Source organism: Thioclava arctica, assembly GCF_040892615.1.
Taxonomy (GTDB): Bacteria; Pseudomonadota; Alphaproteobacteria; order Rhodobacterales; family Rhodobacteraceae; genus Thioclava; species Thioclava arctica.
This window is the reverse complement of the sequence record NZ_JBFRYC010000009.1, coordinates 51684-70919: the sequence shown is the minus strand read 5'-3', so window position 1 is coordinate 70919 and position 19236 is coordinate 51684. Positions and strand designations below refer to the sequence as shown.

Sequence of the window (19236 nt, the reverse complement as noted above, 5' to 3'; positions counted from 1 at the left end):
GTCGAAGGCATGAAAGTTACATCCGAAACACGCCAAAGCGGGTCGGTTCGATGGGTGCGTTGAGGGCTGCCGAGAGCGACAAGGCCAGCACATCACGCGAGTTGCGCGGGTCGATGATGCCGTCATCCCAGAGCCGCGCCGAGGCATAGAGCGGGTGGGATTGGCGTTCGAACATATCGATGGTGGGGCGTTTGAACTCGGCCTCTTCCTCGGGCGACCAGGTGCCGCCGCGCCGTTCGATCCCGTCGCGTTTGACGGTGGCCAGAACGCCCGCCGCTTGGGCGCCCCCCATCACCGAGATCCGCGCATTGGGCCAAGTCCACAGGAAGCGGGGCGAATAGGCGCGCCCGGCCATGCCGTAATTGCCCGCGCCAAACGAACCACCCACCAGCATGGTGATTTTGGGCACGTTGGTTGAGGCGACAGCGGTGACCATTTTGGCGCCGTGGCGCGCGATCCCCTCGTTTTCATATTTACGACCGACCATGAAGCCGGTGATGTTTTGCAAGAACACCAGCGGGATATTGCGGCTGGAGCAAAGTTCAATGAAATGCGCAGCCTTTTGCGCGGCTTCGGAAAACAGCACGCCGTTATTGGCGATGATCCCGACGGGGCAGCCTTTGACATGGGCGAAACCGGTGACGATGGTTTCGCCAAACCGCGGCTTGAATTCGTCAAAGCGCGAGCCATCGACGAGCCGCGCGATCACCTCGCGGATATCGTAGGGCGTGCGCAGATCGGCGGGCACGACGCCAAGGATTTCCTCGGGGTCATAGGCGGGCTCTTCGGGGCTTTGCCATTGCACGGTGCTGGGCTTGGCGCGGTTGAGATGACTGACGGCGCGCCGGGCCAGTGCCAGCGCATGGGCGTCATCTTCGGCGAGGTAATCGGCCACGCCAGAGAGGCGCGTATGCACATCGCCGCCGCCCAAGTCTTCGGCGGTCACGACCTCGCCGGTCGCGGCCTTGACCAGCGGCGGGCCTGCCAGAAAGATCGTGCCTTGATCTTTGACGATGATCGTCACGTCTGACATCGCAGGCACATAGGCCCCGCCCGCCGTGCACGACCCCATCACCACCGCGATCTGCGCGATCCCCTTGGCTGACATGCGGGCCTGATTGTAGAAGATGCGCCCGAAATGGTCGCGATCGGGGAAAACCTCGTCCTGATTGGGCAGGTTCGCGCCGCCGCTATCGACGAGATAGATGCAGGGCAGATGGTTTTCCTCGGCGATCTCTTGGGCGCGCAGGTGTTTCTTGACGGTCATCGGGTAATAGGTGCCGCCTTTGACGGTCGCATCATTGGCCACGACCATCACTTCTTGGCCATGGACCTGCCCGATCCCGGCAATCACCCCGGCGCAGGGCGCGGCATCATTATAAAGCCCATGCGCCGCCGTCGCGCCGATTTCCAGAAACGGCGCGCCCGGATCAAGCAGCCCAGCGACCCGTTCGCGCGGCGCCATCTTGCCACGCGACAGGTGGCGTTCAAGCGCAGCTGCCCCGCCCCCCGCGGCGGCCCAATCGGCGGCCTCGCGGATTGTGGCGAGCGCATCCAGATGCGCGGCGCGATTGGTTTTGAACCCTTCAGAGGCGGGCAGTGCCTGCGATGCAAGCTTCATTCCATATTCCCCAGATTATGCAGTTCCAGCGCACGCTGCGCCGTTTTGTTCAGATAGCACGAGCTGGCTATCACAGTGCGGATCGAGCCATCGGCCCAGATGCTATAGACCAGCCCGCAATCGGCATCACGAAAAGCGATCCAGGTGCGTTGCGCATCCAGCAGTTGATCGGCAAGCGGCGTGCCGCCCTGTTCAAGCAACTGCGCGCGCGCGCCCTTGTATTGCGCGTTCAAGATATCGTCCCAGACCTGCGCCTCGCCTTGCAGGCAGGCCGAGATGCCCAGCGTGGTTGCGCCACCCGGCTGGGCTTGGCAGGCGTTGGCGGCATCCCCGATACAGGCGGGATGGGTGTCTTTCGCGCCATCAAAACAAGCGTGCACCGTATTGGGATCAACACTCGGATCGGCCAGCGCGGGACTGCCAAATGCAGCCATAAGCGCTGCGATCATCATCTGTTTCATTGTGGCTCTCCCTGAATATTGGCCGCGCATAGCATTGGGCGCAACGCATATTCACGCCTTGGATGCAGGCGCGCCGCAATCGTTCTGGCCCTGCGGCGCCTTGCCGCAGACGCGATCACATATAGTTGATCCAAGTCAAAGTCTTGGGCGCTGCAGCGGTGCAGGCTCTGGCGCGTAAGAGAGTAGAGAACCCTCCCATGAAACACAGTATTCTGAGTTTGCCGCTGCTGGTGGCCACGGCAATGATCGCCGCCCCCGCGTTGGCGCAACAGGCTGGCGACATCACCTTGGGCTTTGGCCTGCATGAGGTCATGCCGAAATCCGACAATGGCACGCTGACCGGCGGGTTGAACGTGGATGTTGGCAATTCTGCCCGCCCGACCTTTACCGCCGAATACTTCGTGCGCGACAATATCGGGATTGAACTGCTGGCCGCGCTGCCCTTCAAGCATTCCGTGAATATCGACGGTCTGGGCAAAGTCGGCACCGTCAAGCATCTGCCGCCCGTGCTCTCGCTGCAGTATCACTTTGCGACCGGCACCGCCCTTACGCCCTTTGTGGGCGCAGGCGTGAACTACACCGGATTTTTCAGCGAGAAGACGACCGGCGCGCTGGCTGGCGACAATCTGAAGCTGGGGGATAGCTGGGGTTTGGCGCTGCATGCGGGCTTTGACTACAAGATCTCGGAGCATGGCGCGTTGCGTACCGATATCCGCTGGATCGACATCAACAGCGACGTCAAGCTGAACGGCACCAAGATCGGCACAGTTGAGATCGACCCGGTGGTTGTGGGCGTCGCCTATATCTACAAATTCTGATTTCGGCGCAGGGGTCACACCCTGCGCTACACCACCCTTCGGCACTGCGGGGCGGAGCTTTGGCACCGCCCCTTTTTCGCCGTCCGACATGCCGCCGCCGCAATCTGCGGGGCACATCGACAGCGCGGCCAAAGGTGCGCGCATCACAGCTTCTCCATGATCTCACGGCCAATCAGCATCCGGCGGATTTCCGAGGTGCCCGCGCCGATTTCCATCAGCTTGGCATCGCGGAACAGCCGCGAGACGTTGGAGTCGCTTAAGAACCCGGCCCCGCCCAGCGCCTGCACGGCCTGATGGGCCTGCACCATCGCCTGTTCGCTGGCATAAAGCACGGTCGCGGCCGCATCGTGACGCGTGACCTGACCACGATCGCAGGCCTTGGCGACCTCGTAAGTGTAGGCGCGCGCGGTGTTCATCGCGACATACATATCGGCGATCTTGGCCTGCATGAGCTGGAAATTCCCAATCGGCTGGCCGAATTGGTGGCGCTCTTTGGCATAGGGCACGACCTCATCGAGGCAGGCCATCATGATGCCCGTGCCGATGCCCGACAGCACGACGCGTTCGTAATCAAGTCCCGACATCAGCACCTTGGTGCCTCGCCCCTCGGCGCCCAGAACATTCTCGAAGGGCACTTCGCAATCGTCAAAGAATAGCTGCGCGGTGTTTGAGCCACGCATTCCGAGCTTGTCGAAATGGGGCGAGGTGGAAAACCCTTTGAAGGTTTTCTCAACGATAAAGGCGGTGATACCCTTGGAACCCGCCTCGGGGTCGGTCTTGGCATAGACCACCAGCGTATCGGCGTCGGGACCATTGGTGATCCAGTATTTATGGCCGTTCAAAACGTAGTAGCCGTTGCGCTTTTCCGCGCGCAGCTTCATGCCCACCACGTCCGAGCCAGCGCCAGACTCGCTCATCGCGAGCGCGCCGATCTTGGCCCCCGAGATCAGATCGGGCAGGTATTTCTGCTTTTGCTCGTCCGATCCGTTGATCTTGAGCTGGTTGACGCAAAGGTTGGAATGCGCTCCGTAGCTGAGCGCGATACTGGCCGAGGCGCGCGCGATTTCCTCAGTCGCGACGACATGGGCCAGATAGCCCATTCCCGCGCCGCCATATTCCTCAGACACCGTAATGCCCAAAAGGCCCAGCGCGCCCATCTCGGACCACAGCTCATTGGGAAACGCGTTATCGAGATCGGTCTTGGCCGCGATCGGGGCCACCCGCTCTGTCGCCCAGCGCCGCACCATCTCGCGCAACGCGCCGATATCCTCGCCCAGATCAAATTCCATGGAACCTGCGAACATCGGCTTTCCTCCCATTTATTGAACGCTCGTTCATTTAAGCTCGCAAGGCGAGTCGCGTCAAGAGGGAGCGTGCGGTGAAATAATCCAAATGCAACGGTGGAAAGCGCGCGCGCCTTGGTCCACAAAGGGGCGGTGAGATCCCTGCAAGAAGGCGCGCGACATGACGCAACAGCCTATTGTTATCATCGGTGCGGGTGTGATTGGCGTGATGAGCGCGCAGGCGCTGGCCGCGCTTGGTCACCGTGTGATCGTGCTTGATCGCGAACCGGGGCCGGCGCAGCTTTGCTCGCGCGCCAATGCCGGGATCATCGCGGTGGGCGATGCGCAATCCTGGGCCGCACCCGAAGCGATCTTGACGCTGATGCGCGCAATGGCGGGGCGCGAACCCGGGGTGCGGGTCACGCGGCTCGGCGATCCTGCGTTGTGGCGTTGGGGGCTGGCGTTTTTGCGCAATTGCACCCGCGCGCGCCATGACGCCAACACCGACCGTCTGGCGCGGCTAAGCGCCTTCAGCCGCGAGACCCTGCGCGCGGTTGCGCAGGATCTGGGGCTGGAGGACCTGCTACGCCATGATGGCGGGCTTTATCTGTATAGCGATGCCGAAGATCTGGCCCATGCGGCAGGCGCACATGGCGCCAATAGCGCGCAACCGATGGACGCGCTGGATCGCGCCGCCCTGTTTGATCGCGAAGGCGCGCTGGCGCTGGCGCAAGACCGCTTTGCAGGCGCGCTGTTTTCCAAACGCGACAGTGTGGGCGACTGCCATGTCTTCACCAAAGGCGCCGCGCAAGATCTGGCCACGCGCGGATCGGTCACGTTTCGCTATGACAGCGAGGTCAGCGGGTTTGACACCGCTGACGGGCATATCCGCGCCGTGCGCCTTGGTGATGAGGTGATCACTGCGCAGCATGTCTTGCTGGCCACCGGCGTCGAGACCCCCGATCTGACCCGCCCGTTGGGGTTTGCGCCGCTGATCTACCCGGTCAAAGGCTATTCGGGCACATGGGCGCTGCGCGATCCCGCGCGGCTGCCCGCCCTGCCCTATATTGACGAGGCTGCGCATCTCGCAGTGGCGGTCTATGGCGGGCAGTTGCGCGTTACGGCATTTGCGGAATTTGCCGGGCGGGATCGCTCTTTGCCCAGCCACCGTATCGCCGTTCTGAAGGATTACGTCACGCGCAATTTCGGTTCGGCCGTCGATCTGGATCGCGTAACCTTCTGGACCGGGCTGCGCCCCACCACCCCCGCAGGCCCGCCCTATCTGGGCCGGGTGCGCCGCTATGATAATCTGTGGATCAATGCAGGTCATGGCACGCTGGGCTGGACGACCTCGGCGGGCTGTGGCGCGCTGATCGCACAGGCGATGACAGGGGACACGCCCGAGTTGCGCAATGTCTCGGCACGTGCACGCTGGCTGGACCCAATTTAGGAGACGATATGACCAAGATGATCCCCTATGAGGCCGCTGCACATCTGGACTGGCCCGGCGCGGTCGAGGCGCTGCGCTTTGGCCATACCCTGCCGCGCGCGCAGGTCGGTGATATGTTTCTGGGGCCAGCACAGGCGACACTGCTTAGCCGGGGCGCCTATATCGAGGGGCTCGGCTATGGTGTGAAATCCTTTACCGTATGCGATGGCAACGCCGCCCAAGGCCTGCCAACGGTGCAAGGCGCGATGCTGGTCTTTCGCCCCCAAACCGGCGAGCTGTCGGCGATCATCGAAAGCCGCCTCGTGACCGAGTTCAAGACGGCGGCTGATTCCGTGCTCGGCGCGAAACTGCTGGCGCGCCCGGACAGCGCGCGCTTGCTGATCATCGGCGGGGGCACGGTCGCGCGCAGCCTGATCGCCGCCTATGCCGCACTGTTTCCGGGGCTCAACGAGATCGCGATCTGGACCCGCCGGCCCGAGCAGGCGCAAGCGCTCGCCACCGAGCCAGCCCCCAAGGGCGTCACCCTGCACGCTGCCCCCGATCTGGAACGCGCCGTAGCGCGCGCCGATATCATCACCTCAGCAACAATGGCGCGCGAGCCGATCCTGCAGGGCGCGTGGGTCAAACCGGGCACCCATGTCGATCTGATCGGCGCCTATAAGGCCGATATGCGCGAGGGTGATGACGCGCTGATGGCGCGTGCGCGCCTGTTCGTGGACAGCCGCGAAACCACGCTGGGCCATATTGGCGAGCTGATGATCCCGATCGCGGCCGGGGTGATCACGCCCGAGTCGGTGCGCGGCGATCTGTATGATCTGGTGAGCGGCGCGCCCGGGCGGCAAAGCGCCGACGAGATCACGCTTTTCAAGAATGGCGGGGGCGCGCATCTCGATCTGATGATGGCGCGCTATATCGTGGCGCGCGCGGGTTAACCGCTCAGTTCATCGCGAATGATGCGCGCGATTTGGGCTGCGTCGCTTTCGCTGAAGGTCAGCGGCAGGCGCAGATCCAGCAGCGTGGCAAGCACCGCATCGGTCTTGGGCATCTCCTGCGCCTCTGCGTAGCGCCAAGAGTCATGGCGCGAGGTGAACCCCGCAGGCTCATCCGCACCGAACCATTTCAGCTCGACCCCGCGCGCAGCGCACCGCGCGACGAAATCTGCCATTCGCGCCCCATCGCGACCGGGCAAACGGAACTGGAACGACGAGCCGACATAATGCTCCGCCTGCGGGCGTTCACTCAGCGCGACACCGGGCGCGCCCGTCAGCCCCGCCTCCATCGCGCCATACAGCCGGTTCCAGCGCGCCACCCGTTCGGGCAGCTCGGCCAATTGCGGACGCAGGATCGCGGCGCGCAGGCTGTCCATACGCCCCGACACATTGGGCGTGTCATATTTCAGCGCCTCGAACACCTCTGGCGCGGGGGCGGCCAGATGGCGGGGGTACATCATATAGCTGCCCGAGAGCAGGATCATCCGCGCCGCCAGTTCGGGATCATCGGTGACGATCAGCCCGCCCTCGCCCGAGTTGATATGCTTATAGGTCTGGGTCGAATAGCATCCGATCACGCCATGGCGCCCCGAGGGCACGCCCGCCCACGAAGCCCCCATCGTATGCGCGCAATCCTCGATTACGCGCAGATCATGGGCGCGCGCGATCTCCATTAAGGCGTCCATGTCGCAAAGATGGCCGCGCATATGGCTGAGCATCAGCACACGCGCCCCGGATGCTTTGGCCTTCGCAGTCAGATCGTCAAGATCGATGGTCAGGTTCTCGGTGCTCTCGACGAAGACCGGGCGCGCGCCAAGCGCGGCAATCGCGCCGGGCACCGGGGCCAGCGTGAAAGCGTTGGTCAACACCGGCTCATTCGGGGCCACATCCAATGCACGCAAGGCACAGCCCAAGGCATAGCCGCCCGAGGCCACCGCAAGGCAATATTTCGCGCCCGTGAAGGCGGCGAATTCCTGCTCCAGCAGCGCGACCTCGCCCGGCTCATTGGGCGCGGTATTGTAGCGATGCAACCGCCCCGAACGCAGCACCGCGACAGCCGCTGCAATCGCATCCTCGGAGATCGGTTCTTGCTGGGTGAAATTGCCCTCGAAACGCTCGCTCATTGCTTACCTCTTGCGCAGCCGCGCGAACCAGATCAACGCGATCAACAAAATAGCCGAGGCCATGTAAAAGGCCATATCGGGCGTGCGGATGATCGCGCCCTCGGCCTGAAATATCCCGAAAATCTGCGTGAAGAACAGCGTGCCAAACAACATCGCGAGATTCATCACCGCCGAAATCCCACCCTGCAACGCACCCTGTTCATCCTCGGGCACGGCGCGCGACATCAGCGAGGTGAGCATCGGCTGCACCAGCCCCTCGATGCCCGTCACGCAAAGCACGAACAACACCATCGCAAGGCTGGAAGACAGCGCCAGCGCAATCAGCAGCACCACCCCCAGAAACAGCCCCACAAAGACCACCTTTGCCTCGCCAAAACGGCGCGCCAGCGGGCCCGACAAGCCGCCCTGAAAGGCCGCCGCGACCCCCCCGTAAGCGGCGAGCGTCAAGCCGACGATCCCTTCGGTCCAACCAAATTTTGCCATCCCCCAGAACGGCCAGATCGCGGGATAAATCGCCGAGGCGAACAGATACACCCCCATCACCCCCGCCATAGGCAAGACGCCGGGATAGCGCGCGAACACCTTGAGCGTGCCAAACGGATTGCAAGCGCGCCAGTTCAGCGGGCGACGGCGTTCCGGCGGCAGGCTTTCGGGCAGCACGAACAGCCCATAGATCAGGTTCAGCCCCGAAATTGCGGCGGCGACAAAGAACGGCACGCGCGGGCCCAGCTCTCCCAACAAGCCCCCCAGCGCCGGGCCCAGGATGAACCCCAACCCAAAGGCCGCGCCCATCAAACCAAAGGCGCGTGCGCGATCTTCGGGCGCGCTGACATCGGCGAGATAGGCATTGGCGATCACGTAGGACGCCCCGCACACCCCTGCAATCGCGCGCCCGACAAACAGCCAGAACAGCGTCGGCGCAAAGGCATGAAACAGGTAATCCACCCCCAGCCCCGCAATCGCGAGCAACAGCAGCGGGCGACGCCCGAACCGGTCCGACAGGTTGCCCATCAGGGGCGCAAAGGCGAATTGCGCAAGGCTGAAGATGGCAAACATCGCGCCGCCCACCTTGCTCGCCTGCGCCAGATCGACATGCCCCACCTGCACGATCAGCGAGGGCAAGACCGGAATGATCAGCCCAAAGCCGACCATATCCAAAAACACCACGATCAGAACGAACAGCGTGGCATGGCCCTGCCCAGCCGAAACAGTGCCGCCTGAAAGGGGTTCGCGGGCCATGATATCTCCAAGTTTTCGACAGGGCGCCAAGCTGAGCCGCACGCGCGTCCCTGTCAAGACGCGCTGATTATCAGGGACGTGGGTTAATTCAGGCGCCCAGCATCCGGGCGACCAGTGCGGGCAGGGTGTCGAAATGATCAAGCAGCGCCTCGGGGGAAAGACGCTCAATCGCGCGCCCCTCGGGGCCGAAGGTCACAAGGATGCACGGCACGCCCACGGCGCGCGCGGTTTCACGATCGGTGTTGGTATCACCCACCAAAAGCGAGCGCTTAACTGCCCCGCCCGCCTGACTGACCGCCGCCAGATAAGGATCAGGTGCGGGCTTGCGCACAGGTAACGTATCAGCGCCAATCAGCGCATCGAACAGGTGCGCGATGTCGAGCCGCGCCACCAATTCGCGCGCCAACCCCTCGGGTTTATTGGTGCAGATCGCCGTTGCAAAGCCCTGCCCTCGCAAGGTTTTCACCGCTTCCACCGCGCCCGGGTAAAGCTGCGTGTGACGGTCGATATTGGCCCCGTAATGCTCCAGTAGCGGCTGGTAATCGGCTTCAATGCGCGCTTCAACCTCGGCCCGCTCCAGACCCAGCCGCTCATAGCCGGCCTTCAGCATCGCGCGCCCGCCATGAAAGGCGATCAGCGCATCCTGACCCGCATCCAGCACGCCGCGATGCCCGCGCGCAACAAAACACGCATTCGCCGCCGCTATCAAATCGCCCGACGTATCGGCCAGCGTGCCATCCAGATCAAACACCACCGTGCGCATTTTGCCCCCAATCTTCGTAACACCGCGAAAGGAAGCGTGAAGTCACAGCCCTTGCGGCAAGGTGCGCAATGGGTAAAACGGGGGCGAGCAGAAGAAAAGGCACGTTTCATGGCAATTGCGCTGATCACCCTCGCGGCGGGGCAAGGCACCCGTATGATGTCTGACCTCCCCAAGGTGCTCCACCAGATCGGGCGTGCGCCGCTGCTGGCCCATGCGCTGGCCTCGGCGCGCAGCTTGGAACCGGCGCGCGTGATCGTGGTGGCCGGGCATGGTGCGGATCAGGTGGGCCGGGCTGCGGTGAAAATCGCGCCCGAGGCCGAGATCGTGCTGCAAGAGGAACAGCTTGGCACCGGTCATGCGGTGGCCCAAGCCCTGCCCGCGCTGGACGGGTTTGAGGGGCGCGTGATTGTCCTTTATGGCGACACGCCCTTCATCTCCCCCGAGACGCTGGAGCAGATGGCCGCCAGCGACGCGGCCGTGACCGTGCTGGGCTTTGAAGCGGCTGATCCGGGGCGTTACGGTCGGCTTGTAACGCAAGGCGCGATGCTAGAGCGGATCGTCGAATTCAAGGATGCGACGGATGAAGAGCGCGCGATAACGCTTTGTAACTCCGGCGTTATTGCCTGTGACGCAGCGCTGTTGGGCACGCTTGTAAGCGGCCTCAGCAACGACAATGCCTCGGGCGAATATTACCTCACCGATATCGTGGCCGCCGCGCGCGCCCAAGGGCTGTCGGCCCAAGTCGTGACCTGTGGCGAGGCCGAGACGCTGGGCATCAACACCCGCGCCGAACTCGCTCGCGCCGAGGCACAGTTTCAAGCCCGCGCCCGCGCCGAGGCGCTGGAAAATGGTGTCACCATGGTCGATCCGCAGACCGTGTATTTCGCGCTCGACACTTATCTGGGCAGCGATGTGGTGATCGGCCCGAATGTCGTCTTTGGCCCCGATGTGACTGTGGAGAGCGGCGCGCAGATCGAGGCTTTTTGTCATCTCGAAGGCTGCCATATCTCGCGCGGGGCCAGCGTGGGGCCGTTTGCGCGGCTGCGCCCCGGCGCCGAATTGGCCGAGGATGTGCATATCGGCAATTTCGTTGAGGTGAAGAACTCGGTTCTCGCCGAAGGGGTCAAGGTCGGCCACCTCACCTATCTGGGCGATGCCGATATCGGCGCGCAGACCAATATTGGCGCGGGCACAATCACCTGCAATTATGATGGCGTGATGAAGCATCGCACCACGATCGGAGCCAATGCTTTCATCGGGTCTGACACGATGTTGGTGGCCCCGGTCTCGGTGGGCGATGGCGCGCTGACGGGGTCTGGTTCGATCATCACCGAGGATGTGCCCGCCGATGCCATCGCCTTGGGCCGCGCCAAACAGGTCAACCGGCCCGGACTTGCCGCGAAACTTTTCGCCAAGCTGCGCGCGGAAAAAGCGCGCATGAAGAAAGGCTCGTAAATGTGTGGAATCGTGGGAGTTCTCGGCAGTCACGAGGTCGCGCCGCTGCTGGTAGAAAGCCTCAAGCGGCTGGAATATCGCGGCTATGACAGCGCCGGGATCGCGACCGTTAACAATGGTCATCTGGATCGCCGCCGCGCGGTCGGCAAGCTGGTGAACCTGTCCGACCTGCTGGTGCATGAGCCACTTGCAGGCAAATCGGGCATCGGCCACACCCGTTGGGCCACCCATGGCGCGCCGACCGCCACCAACGCGCATCCGCACCGTTCTGGCCCTGTCGCGGTTGTCCATAACGGCATCATCGAGAATTATCGCGCGCTGCGTGCAGAACTGGCCGAGGCCGGAATTACCCCCGAAACGCAAACCGATACGGAAACCGTGGCGCTGCTGACGCGGATGTTCATGGATCGCGGGATGGGGGCGAAAGAGGCCGCGATTGCCACGCTGGGCAAGCTGGAAGGGGCGTTTGCCCTGCTTTGGTTGTTCGACGGCGAGGACGATTTGATGATCGCCGCGCGCAAAGGCAGCCCGCTGGCGATCGGACATGGCGATGGCGAGATGTTTGTCGGCTCCGACGCGATTGCGCTGGCGCCGATGACCGACCGGATCACCTATCTCGAAGAGGGCGACTACGCGATCATCACCCGCGCCGGTGCCGAGATTTTCGACGCCGCCGGGCGGCGCGCCAATCGCGGGGAACAGCGCATTGATCTGGGCCAGACGCAGGTCGAAAAGGCCGGGTTCAAGCATTTCATGGGCAAGGAGATCGCCGAACAACCCGTCGTGCTAGCTGACGCTTTGCGACATTATCTGCCGCAAACCGGGTTGTATCTGCCCGCAGAGTTGGACTTTTCCGACATCGACCGGATCACGCTGGTCGCCTGTGGCACCGCGTTTTACGCCTGCTCGGTTGCGAAATATTGGTTCGAGGAGTTCGCGCGCATCCCCGTTGAAATCGATGTCGCGTCGGAATTTCGCTATCGCGAGCCGCCACTGTCGCAGCGCAGCCTTGCGATCTTCGTCAGCCAGTCGGGCGAGACCGCCGACACGCTGGCCGCCCTGCGCTATTGCCAAGGAAAGGTCGCCAAGACCGTCGCCGTGGTGAACGTGCCGACCTCCTCGATCGCGCGCGAATGCGATATTGCGCTGCCGATCATGGCAGGGGTTGAGGTCGGCGTGGCCTCGACCAAAGCGTTTACCGCGCAACTTCTGGTGCTCGCGGTGATGGCGCTCAAGGCCGGGCGTGACCGCGACGAACTGGACGCGCCGACGCTGGACGGCCATGCCGATGCTCTGCGCGCCCTGCCCGGGTTGATGAACACCGCGCTGGCGCTGTCCGAGCCAATCGCCATGCTCGCCGAAAGCTTGGCCGAAGCGCAGGATATCTTGTTCCTGGGGCGTGGGCCGATGTATCCGCTGGCGCTGGAAGGCGCGTTGAAACTCAAGGAAATCAGCTATATACATGCCGAAGGTTATGCGAGTGGAGAGCTGAAACACGGCCCCATTGCACTGATTGACCGAATGGTTCCGGTGATTGTCATGGCCCCCTTTGATCGGCTGTTCGACAAGACCGTCTCGAACATGCAAGAGGTCATGGCGCGTCACGGGATGGTGTTGCTGGCCTCGGATTCCAAGGGGTTGGCAGCGGCCGGTGACGGCACATGGGCGCAGCTACAACTGCCTGAAATCGCAGAACCTTTCGCGCCAATCCTGTATGCAATACCAGCGCAACTGCTGGCCTATCACACAGCAGTCGCGAAAGGAACGGATGTGGATCAACCCCGCAATCTGGCAAAATCGGTGACGGTCGAATGAGCCGCAAACGTGGCAAGCGGGGCATCGCCCGCCCCAGCGCGCAGGATTTCGCCCCTCTCCCCCCCGAAGAAGAGGCCCGCCTGCATGCCGAGGCACAGGCCTATGCCGCCTCGGACGCCGACTATGAAAGCTTTGCCGAGGCTGAGGAGGAGAGCGATCCGCTTGGCCCTCCGCCCAGCCTGGAGGACGCACTTTTTGCGCTCGAAAGCTGGCAAAACGCGGAAAAGGCAGCGGAAATGGCGGCCTATCACAAGGCCGAGCGGCGCTATCTTGGCGTTTCGACCCCTGCGATCGACGATATGGTCACGCTGTGGCGCGGGCAACTGGATGTGCCGGGTCGGGTCGAACTGGCGCGCGGATTGTGGGATAGCGACATCCACGAGGCGCGGATTGCAGCGGCGAAGTTGTTGGTGCAAGCGCGGCTGCGCCCCGATGAGGCGGCGTGGGATCTGATCGCCTCTTGGGTGGCGCAATTGGACGCTTGGGCGATTGCCGATACCGTGTGCAAAGCGGGTGAAAAACGGGTGGTGGCCGATCCGACGCGGCTGGATCAGGTCGAAAGCTGGACCCAAAGCGAGCAGATGTGGACGCGGCGCGCCGCCTTTGTGATCACGCTCCCTTGGACAAAGCTTCGCAACCCCAAACCCGACGATCTGGCCGTGCGCGAGCGCGTCTTGAGCTGGGCCGAAGCGCTGGCAGAAGATCGCGACTGGTTCATTCAAAAAGCCATTGCGTGGTGGCTGCGCGAGCTGTCCAAGAAAGACCCCGAGCGGGTGCAAGCATGGCTGCTCGCGCATGGCGAGCGGCTCAAGAGCTTTGCCCGAAAAGAGGCCGCCAAATACCTGTAATTACGACAAAAACCTGTCGCAATCGTTGACCAATAGATGGCGCGGCGCTTCGTCTTCCTCGATGTCGGAGACCCGGCCAATCGGGTCGCGAAAGATAGTGTCGGTGCGGTCGTCATTCACCGTCGAGACCTCGCCGATCAGCACATCGCCGCCCTCGCCCCAAAAGGCGTGCCAATCACCTGGGCGCAGCGTCACGCTTGCGCCCGGACGCAAGATCAAGACTTCGCCCGGCCCATAGCGGCGCGGCTGCCCGTCACACATCGCGATCCCGCCCGCCATGGCATCATAGGCCCCCTGCGCGTCTGAACCGCACAGCTCGATCGCCCTGCCCGAGATCGGTGATATCCTACCCCATCTGGGCCTCTACCACGCGTTGCGTGGGGTGGCCGGGCGCGAAACTCGGCCGGGCTCCACTAGGCAAAGGGCGGCAGGCGGAAACCAAATTCGAGGATCATCTCTTCTGCCTTAGCGGTGATCTCATTGACGCGCGAGCGTTTCATATCCCAAGGGGTCAGGCGACGCAGGCCGCGCTATGTTTTCCAGCGGCCCAATCGCGCACCGCGTGACCGAACGCCTCAAACAGCGGGCGCGAGACGGGATCATCCGCCGCCTGCCATTCGGGATGCCATTGCACCGACATCGTGAAACCGGGGGCGCCGCGCACCCAGATCGCCTCGGGCGTGCCATCTTCGGCGCGTCCCTCGACAACGATACGCGCGCCGGGCTGGCAAATCCCCTGCCCGTGCAGCGTGTTGGTTACGACCTCATCAGCGCCGAAAAGCTGGGAAAATTTGCCGCCCGGTTCCAGTATCACCTTATGACGATTGGAAAAGCCATGCGCCAAGTCGCCCTCAGGTGGCATGCGGTGGTTCATCCGGCCCGGCAATTCGCGGATCTCGGGATAAAGCGTGCCGCCCATCGCCACGTTCACCTCTTGGAAACCACGGCAAATGCCGAAAAACGGCTGACCCGTCTGCACGCAGTGGCGCACCAGTGGCAGCGTAATCGCATCGCGGGCCTGATCGAAAGTACCGTGCTTTTCGGTCGCTTCCTCGCCATATTCAGAAGGATGCACATTGGGCCGCCCGCCCGTTAGCAAGAAGCCATCACAGACCTCGCACAGTTCCTCAATCGAGAAATATTCAGGGTCAGCAGGGATCAATAGCGGAATGCAATCAGAGACTTGGCTGATCGCTTGCGAGTTCAGCTGCCCGCCCTCATGGACGGGATAGCGATCGCCCACAAGGCCGCGATTTCCGATGATGCCGACGACTGGTCTGGTCATAACGCCCCCTTTTGAGCCAAAACTAGGGGCAGGCGCGCGTCGAGAAAAGACGAAAAATGCGCAAGGGGCTGTGCGCAGGCTCGCAACCCGCGCCAGATCGCGGCTCAGGCGGCCAGATCGTGACGCAAAATCGCGGCTTCCGAGGATTTCAGCGCGCGCCTTGCATAGGCACCATAACTGAGCGGGTTATCCGCGACCTCGGGGACAATTTCGCTCAGGCCCGCACGCTGATCGGGCGCGATCATTTCCAGCGCGGTCGAGGCAGGATGGAAACTTTCGGTCTCCAAGCCATTGGCCCAAAGCACTTCGTGGCGATCCAGCAGAAGGTGAATATAGTGCAACTCAGGCATGCCGCCTTCAAATCGGATCGAGCGGCCATTGACCAAATCGCAGGCCCGCACCAGAACCTCATCCTCGGCAAAAAGCGCGCGCGCTGAGGGGCCGCGCAGCAACATCCGGTGCTGTGGCGACACCAGCAGGTCGGCATCGGGACGATCCAGCCCCAGCGCCCCGCCCGCGATCCGCACCGGACGCAGATGCGGCATCGCATGAAGGCGCGCGCCCGAAATCCGGCGCTGCCCAATCCAGCGGATCGCTTGGGCGCCGTCATCGCGCGTGGCCACCGCATCGCCGGGGCGCAATGCCTCGACGGGGCGACGGCCATCAGGCGTGTTGATCAGCGTGCCGGGCGTGAAACAGATCACCCCGGCAGGACCGTTGCGCGCCGCTTTGGGCCGCAAATCCAGCGCGCGATCCACGACCCAAAGATCGCTGTCAGCGGGCGGAATGCGCCCCGAGAACATCAACAAACGCGCACCAGTATCGGACAATTCGATCAGCGTCACGACATAGGCGTGATAGCCATCAGTGACAGTAAAGCTTTGATTTGGGCTGTCTTGGTCTTCGGACAGATCGATCGGCAAGCGGCGTGCGCCCAGCGCATCGCCCAGCAAACGACGCACCACTTTGGCGGCCCGCGCCCGGCGCAGATCATCGCCCAACGCATCGCGCAAAATCAGCAAATCATTGGGGCCATCGACGCGCAGCGCCTCGCCACTCCAGCGCCAATTGGCCCCCACCGTCACGATATCGGGTGCCGGCGACGGCGTGCCGTCGATTTCCGTCTGCGCCCATGAAATGACGAACGTGCCTTGATAGCGCGCCTTGTTCATCTGCCTCGTCTCGTCCACCGGGGCCTGTTTTTCGGCCCTCATTTACTGCTCAATAAACGCTAACACATAGGAATCGCGAACGAAATACTTTTCCTTACGCCTTGGTATGGTTCAATCAAGAATTGCACTCTGACCCGCAACGCCCCTGTTCACGCGGGCCGATGCCGCACTCGCTGCGCGCTGCGTGATCCAGCGGTGATCAGCCCGAGCTTCACCGAAACTTGCGCAAGCGTGACCTTGTCATAGCGCCCCAACGTCCAGATTTGATGATAGAATGTCGCAACCAGCGAATATCTGGGATGCGCGGGCGAGGCGTCGATCAGAGCAGCAGGACAACGCATAGTTTGCGGGCTGTACGCAACCAAACCGGAAAGGAAGACCCATGACAAAATTAACGCAGGTTTTTGCAGCCAGCGCCTTGGCACTCGTCGCAGCCTCTCCGGTTTTAGCCAAAAATGGCCAGCCTGGCGAAATGATGGCCAGCCCAAGCAGTGGCGGGCAAAACGGGGCGGATCCATCCTATTTCATGCCCGCTGATCCGCATCTGAGTCTGTTTGATCAGACGCGCGTACAGCAGATCACCGGGAAGACAGCCGATCTGAGCGATCTTGGCTATGTCAAAGTGGCAGCACTTGAGAACGCGCTCGTCCATCCCTTTAATGCACCCACGCGCGCCCGTTTGATTTCGCAATCTCTGAGCAGCGCGATCTGAGCGCCAAGGCAAAAGCGGCCAGCGCAAACGGGCCACTTTATAACGCTATTTGCGCGATTGTATATTTGACAAACTCACACAGCGGATGAAACCTTAAAATCTATTTCAAGGAGACGCGAGCATGTCAGAAGATTTAGTTTCAGCAACATGTGGAAAGTGTGGAGAGCCGCTAACTATTGACCTGAACGATGCTCCGGACGATGATGACATCATTATGTGCAATAACTGTGGGGCCGAAATCGGAACTCTTGGAGCAATCAGAAAGGCCATGATAGCCAAGGGGAAAGCTGAGATCGAGAAGATCACAATGAAAGCATTCGGCAAGAAACCGACTTGGCGACAGTGATATCCACGGGGTTCGGACCTAGGGTCCGAACGACTGGCCCAGAATATTGCGAAGACTGTCGATATTTTAGATCCTGGGCATCATAGTTTTCCTTTGAATTTCACTCACGTTGTGAAGGCCCCGGCGACCGCGCGCCGGGGCTGCCTTTCACAGCTGACGGGTCGAGAAATACCAATCCACCGTGTGGTAACCTTCACCGGCCCGCGCCAGTGCCGCTTCGGGCGTGGCAGGCGTCGGCACGATCACCGCATCACCGGGCTTCCAGTTTTCCGGCATCGCGCATTTGTTCTCATCGGCGGTTTGCAGCGCCACCAGCAGGCGGTGAATCTCATCAATCGAGCGCCCCGCGACCATCGGGTAATAGATCATCGCACGCAGCACGCCTTGCGGGTCGATGATAAAGGTCGCACGCACCGCCGAGGTGTCAGACGCGCCGGGCTGGATCATCCCGTAATCGCGCGCCACGGTCATCGAGAGGTCAGCAATGATCGGGAACTTGATCTCGGTGCCGAATTTCTCCTTGATGTTGAGCATCCAGGCGATGTGCGAGTAGTGGCTGTCAATCGAGAGCCCCAGAAGCGCGGTGTTGCGGGCCGTGAAATCATCTTGTTTCTTGGCGAAGGCGATGAATTCGGTGGTGCAAACGGGCGTGAAATCAGCCGGGTGCGAGAACAGGATCAGCCATTGGCCCTTATAGGCGTCGAGCGTTTGCTGGCCATGGGTGCTGGGCGCGTCAAAGCTGGGGGCCGGGGCGTTGAGCTGGGGCATCTGCGGGGCTTGGATCGTGTCGGTCATCTGTTTCTCCATCAAGGTCTTGGTTGCGATGAGAGAGATTTATCGACTGGTTATTGATAAATGAAATTGATTATAAATATCGCAGTTATAGAGTGAGTGAATATGAATCCTGTCATCACCCTGCGCCAGATGCGCTTTCTGACCGCGATGGCCGATACGCTGAATTTCTCGCGTGCGGCAGAGATGTGTTTCGTCACGCAGCCCACACTCAGCACGGGCTTGCGTGAGCTGGAAGAACGCCTTGGCGTGCAACTGGCCGAGCGCACGAAACGCTCGGTCATCCTGACGCCGGTCGGGGTTGAGATTGCAGAACGTGCCCGCGCCGTTCTGCTGGCGACGCAAGAGATAGAGGAACTCGCCGCCGCGCAATCCGCGCCCGAGGGGGGAGAGTTGCGCCTGGGCACGATCCCCACAATCGGACCGTTCCTGATCCCGCGCGCCCTACCCGATATTCGCGCGCGTTTCCCCGATCTTCGCCTTCTCTTGCGCGAGGAGATGACCGAAAGCCTGATCGCGGGGCTCAGCGCGGGGCGACTGGATCTGATTTTGTTCGCCCTGCCCTTTGACACTCAAGGAATCGCGGTGATGGAGCTATTCGAGGATGGCTATCACCTTGCCGCTCCGCCGGGCAGTCTTGGCCCCGCACCCGTGGGCGGAGATCAGTTGCAGGGGGCCAAGCTGATGCTGCTGGAAAAGGGCCATTGCCTGCAACGCCACGCGCTTTCGGCCTTTCCAGATCGCGATATCGCGCAGGATGACAGCTTTTCCGCGACCTCGCTGACCACCCTGATTTCGATGGTCAGCGAGGGGCTCGGGATCACGCTGCTGCCCGATCTGGCGCTGGATGCAGGCGTGGCGCGTGGCCAAGATCTGGCGATTGCGCCGCTGCCCGATGCCTGCCCGCGCCGGGTGGTTCTCGGCTGGCGCACAAGCACGGCGCGCGCAGATCTGTTCCGAGGCTTGGGGCAGATCCTGATCGACACTCATCAGCGCATGAAAGCGGGCTGACCCCTAACGTCCCTGGATCGGATGCGAATAGCTCAGACCGGGATGAGCCGCT

The 19236-nt window shown here is 62.2% G+C and carries 20 protein-coding genes; 9 read left to right on the top strand and 11 right to left on the bottom strand.

Annotation, left to right across the window (positions count from 1 at the left end; all coding sequences use genetic code 11):
* Positions 1–16: 16 nt before the first annotated feature.
* Positions 17–1621, bottom strand: a complete 1605-nt coding sequence (locus tag AB4874_RS14275; RefSeq protein ID WP_368392492.1) for a carboxyl transferase domain-containing protein — start codon at positions 1619–1621, stop codon at positions 17–19.
* Positions 1618–2082, bottom strand: coding sequence for a lysozyme inhibitor LprI family protein (locus AB4874_RS14270; protein WP_368392491.1), 465 nt, complete (start codon positions 2080–2082; stop codon positions 1618–1620). Before AB4874_RS14270 ends, AB4874_RS14275 begins: the two co-directional genes overlap by 4 nt.
* A 197-nt stretch (positions 2083–2279) precedes the next feature.
* On the opposite strand from AB4874_RS14270, the gene AB4874_RS14265 reads away from it, so the two are divergent.
* A complete protein-coding gene (locus AB4874_RS14265) occupies positions 2280–2900 on the top strand; it encodes an OmpW/AlkL family protein (RefSeq protein WP_295536383.1) in 621 nt (206 codons plus the stop codon).
* A 143-nt stretch (positions 2901–3043) separates the two neighbouring features.
* On the opposite strand, the gene AB4874_RS14260 is transcribed toward AB4874_RS14265, so the two are convergent.
* Positions 3044–4204 carry an acyl-CoA dehydrogenase family protein gene (locus AB4874_RS14260; RefSeq protein ID WP_368392490.1) on the bottom strand — a complete coding sequence of 387 codons (1161 nt, stop codon included), beginning with the start codon at positions 4202–4204 and terminating at the stop codon, positions 3044–3046.
* Positions 4205–4364: 160 nt separating this feature from the next.
* On the opposite strand from AB4874_RS14260, the gene AB4874_RS14255 reads away from it, so the two are divergent.
* Both AB4874_RS14255 and AB4874_RS14250 read left to right on the top strand, forming a co-directional pair.
* Positions 4365–5633 carry an FAD-dependent oxidoreductase gene (locus tag AB4874_RS14255; protein ID WP_368392489.1) on the top strand — a complete coding sequence of 423 codons (1269 nt, stop codon included), beginning with the start codon at positions 4365–4367 and terminating at the stop codon, positions 5631–5633.
* Between the two features lie 8 nt (positions 5634–5641).
* Positions 5642–6565 (top strand): ornithine cyclodeaminase family protein, encoded by a 924-nt coding sequence (locus AB4874_RS14250; protein ID WP_368392488.1) that lies wholly within the window; start codon positions 5642–5644, stop codon positions 6563–6565.
* On the opposite strand, the gene AB4874_RS14245 is transcribed toward AB4874_RS14250, so the two are convergent.
* The 3 genes from AB4874_RS14245 to AB4874_RS14235 all read right to left on the bottom strand — a co-directional run bounded on the left by AB4874_RS14245 (position 6562) and on the right by AB4874_RS14235 (position 9748).
* A complete protein-coding gene (locus AB4874_RS14245; protein ID WP_368392487.1) occupies positions 6562–7746 on the bottom strand; it encodes a DegT/DnrJ/EryC1/StrS family aminotransferase in 1185 nt (394 codons plus the stop codon). The genes AB4874_RS14250 and AB4874_RS14245 overlap by 4 nt on opposite strands.
* Positions 7747–7749: 3 nt before the next feature.
* Entirely contained in the window at positions 7750–8985 is a 1236-nt protein-coding gene (locus AB4874_RS14240) for an MFS transporter (RefSeq protein ID WP_368392486.1), read from the bottom strand.
* Positions 8986–9073: 88 nt separating this feature from the next.
* Entirely contained in the window at positions 9074–9748 is a 675-nt protein-coding gene (locus tag AB4874_RS14235; RefSeq protein ID WP_368392485.1) for an HAD-IA family hydrolase, read from the bottom strand.
* 108 nt (positions 9749–9856) lie between these two features.
* Between AB4874_RS14235 and glmU the strand changes: the two genes are divergently transcribed.
* The 3 genes from glmU to AB4874_RS14220 are packed head-to-tail and all read left to right on the top strand — an operon-like array spanning position 9857 to position 13866.
* Entirely contained in the window at positions 9857–11203 is a 1347-nt protein-coding gene (gene glmU / locus AB4874_RS14230) for a bifunctional UDP-N-acetylglucosamine diphosphorylase/glucosamine-1-phosphate N-acetyltransferase GlmU (protein ID WP_368392484.1), read from the top strand.
* Positions 11204–13018, top strand: coding sequence for a glutamine--fructose-6-phosphate transaminase (isomerizing) (gene glmS / locus AB4874_RS14225; RefSeq protein WP_368392483.1), 1815 nt, complete (start codon positions 11204–11206; stop codon positions 13016–13018).
* Positions 13015–13866, top strand: coding sequence for a DNA alkylation repair protein (locus AB4874_RS14220; protein WP_368392482.1), 852 nt, complete (start codon positions 13015–13017; stop codon positions 13864–13866). Before glmS ends, AB4874_RS14220 begins: the two co-directional genes overlap by 4 nt.
* On the opposite strand, the gene AB4874_RS14215 is transcribed toward AB4874_RS14220, so the two are convergent.
* From AB4874_RS14215 to AB4874_RS14200, 4 genes are all read right to left on the bottom strand, one after another.
* Positions 13867–14145 carry a D-lyxose/D-mannose family sugar isomerase gene (locus tag AB4874_RS14215; protein ID WP_368392481.1) on the bottom strand — a complete coding sequence of 93 codons (279 nt, stop codon included), beginning with the start codon at positions 14143–14145 and terminating at the stop codon, positions 13867–13869. It abuts the gene before it with no gap.
* A 134-nt stretch (positions 14146–14279) separates the two neighbouring features.
* Entirely contained in the window at positions 14280–14366 is an 87-nt protein-coding gene (locus AB4874_RS14210; RefSeq protein WP_368392534.1) for a D-lyxose/D-mannose family sugar isomerase, read from the bottom strand.
* A gap of 11 nt (positions 14367–14377) precedes the next feature.
* Entirely contained in the window at positions 14378–15151 is a 774-nt protein-coding gene (locus AB4874_RS14205; RefSeq protein ID WP_368392480.1) for a gamma-glutamyl-gamma-aminobutyrate hydrolase family protein, read from the bottom strand.
* Positions 15152–15255: 104 nt separating this feature from the next.
* The gene (locus tag AB4874_RS14200; protein ID WP_368392479.1) at positions 15256–16365 is read right to left on the bottom strand and encodes a Hint domain-containing protein; all 1110 of its coding nucleotides are present in this window, start codon (positions 16363–16365) and stop codon (positions 15256–15258) included.
* Positions 16366–16705: 340 nt separating this feature from the next.
* Here AB4874_RS14200 and AB4874_RS14195 point away from each other — a divergent pair, with 340 nt between their 5' ends.
* On the top strand, positions 16706–17035 hold the full coding sequence (locus tag AB4874_RS14195; RefSeq protein ID WP_368392478.1) for a hypothetical protein: 330 nt from the start codon (positions 16706–16708) through the stop codon (positions 17033–17035).
* A 121-nt stretch (positions 17036–17156) separates the two neighbouring features.
* The gene (locus AB4874_RS14190) at positions 17157–17381 is read left to right on the top strand and encodes a hypothetical protein (protein ID WP_368392477.1); all 225 of its coding nucleotides are present in this window, start codon (positions 17157–17159) and stop codon (positions 17379–17381) included.
* A gap of 147 nt (positions 17382–17528) precedes the next feature.
* On the opposite strand, the gene AB4874_RS14185 is transcribed toward AB4874_RS14190, so the two are convergent.
* A complete protein-coding gene (locus AB4874_RS14185; protein ID WP_368392476.1) occupies positions 17529–18176 on the bottom strand; it encodes a peroxiredoxin in 648 nt (215 codons plus the stop codon).
* Between the two features lie 102 nt (positions 18177–18278).
* On the opposite strand from AB4874_RS14185, the gene AB4874_RS14180 reads away from it, so the two are divergent.
* Positions 18279–19184: a hydrogen peroxide-inducible genes activator gene (locus AB4874_RS14180; protein WP_368392475.1), complete on the top strand. Its 906-nt coding sequence runs from the start codon at positions 18279–18281 to the stop codon at positions 19182–19184.
* Positions 19185–19236 lie beyond the last annotated feature (52 nt).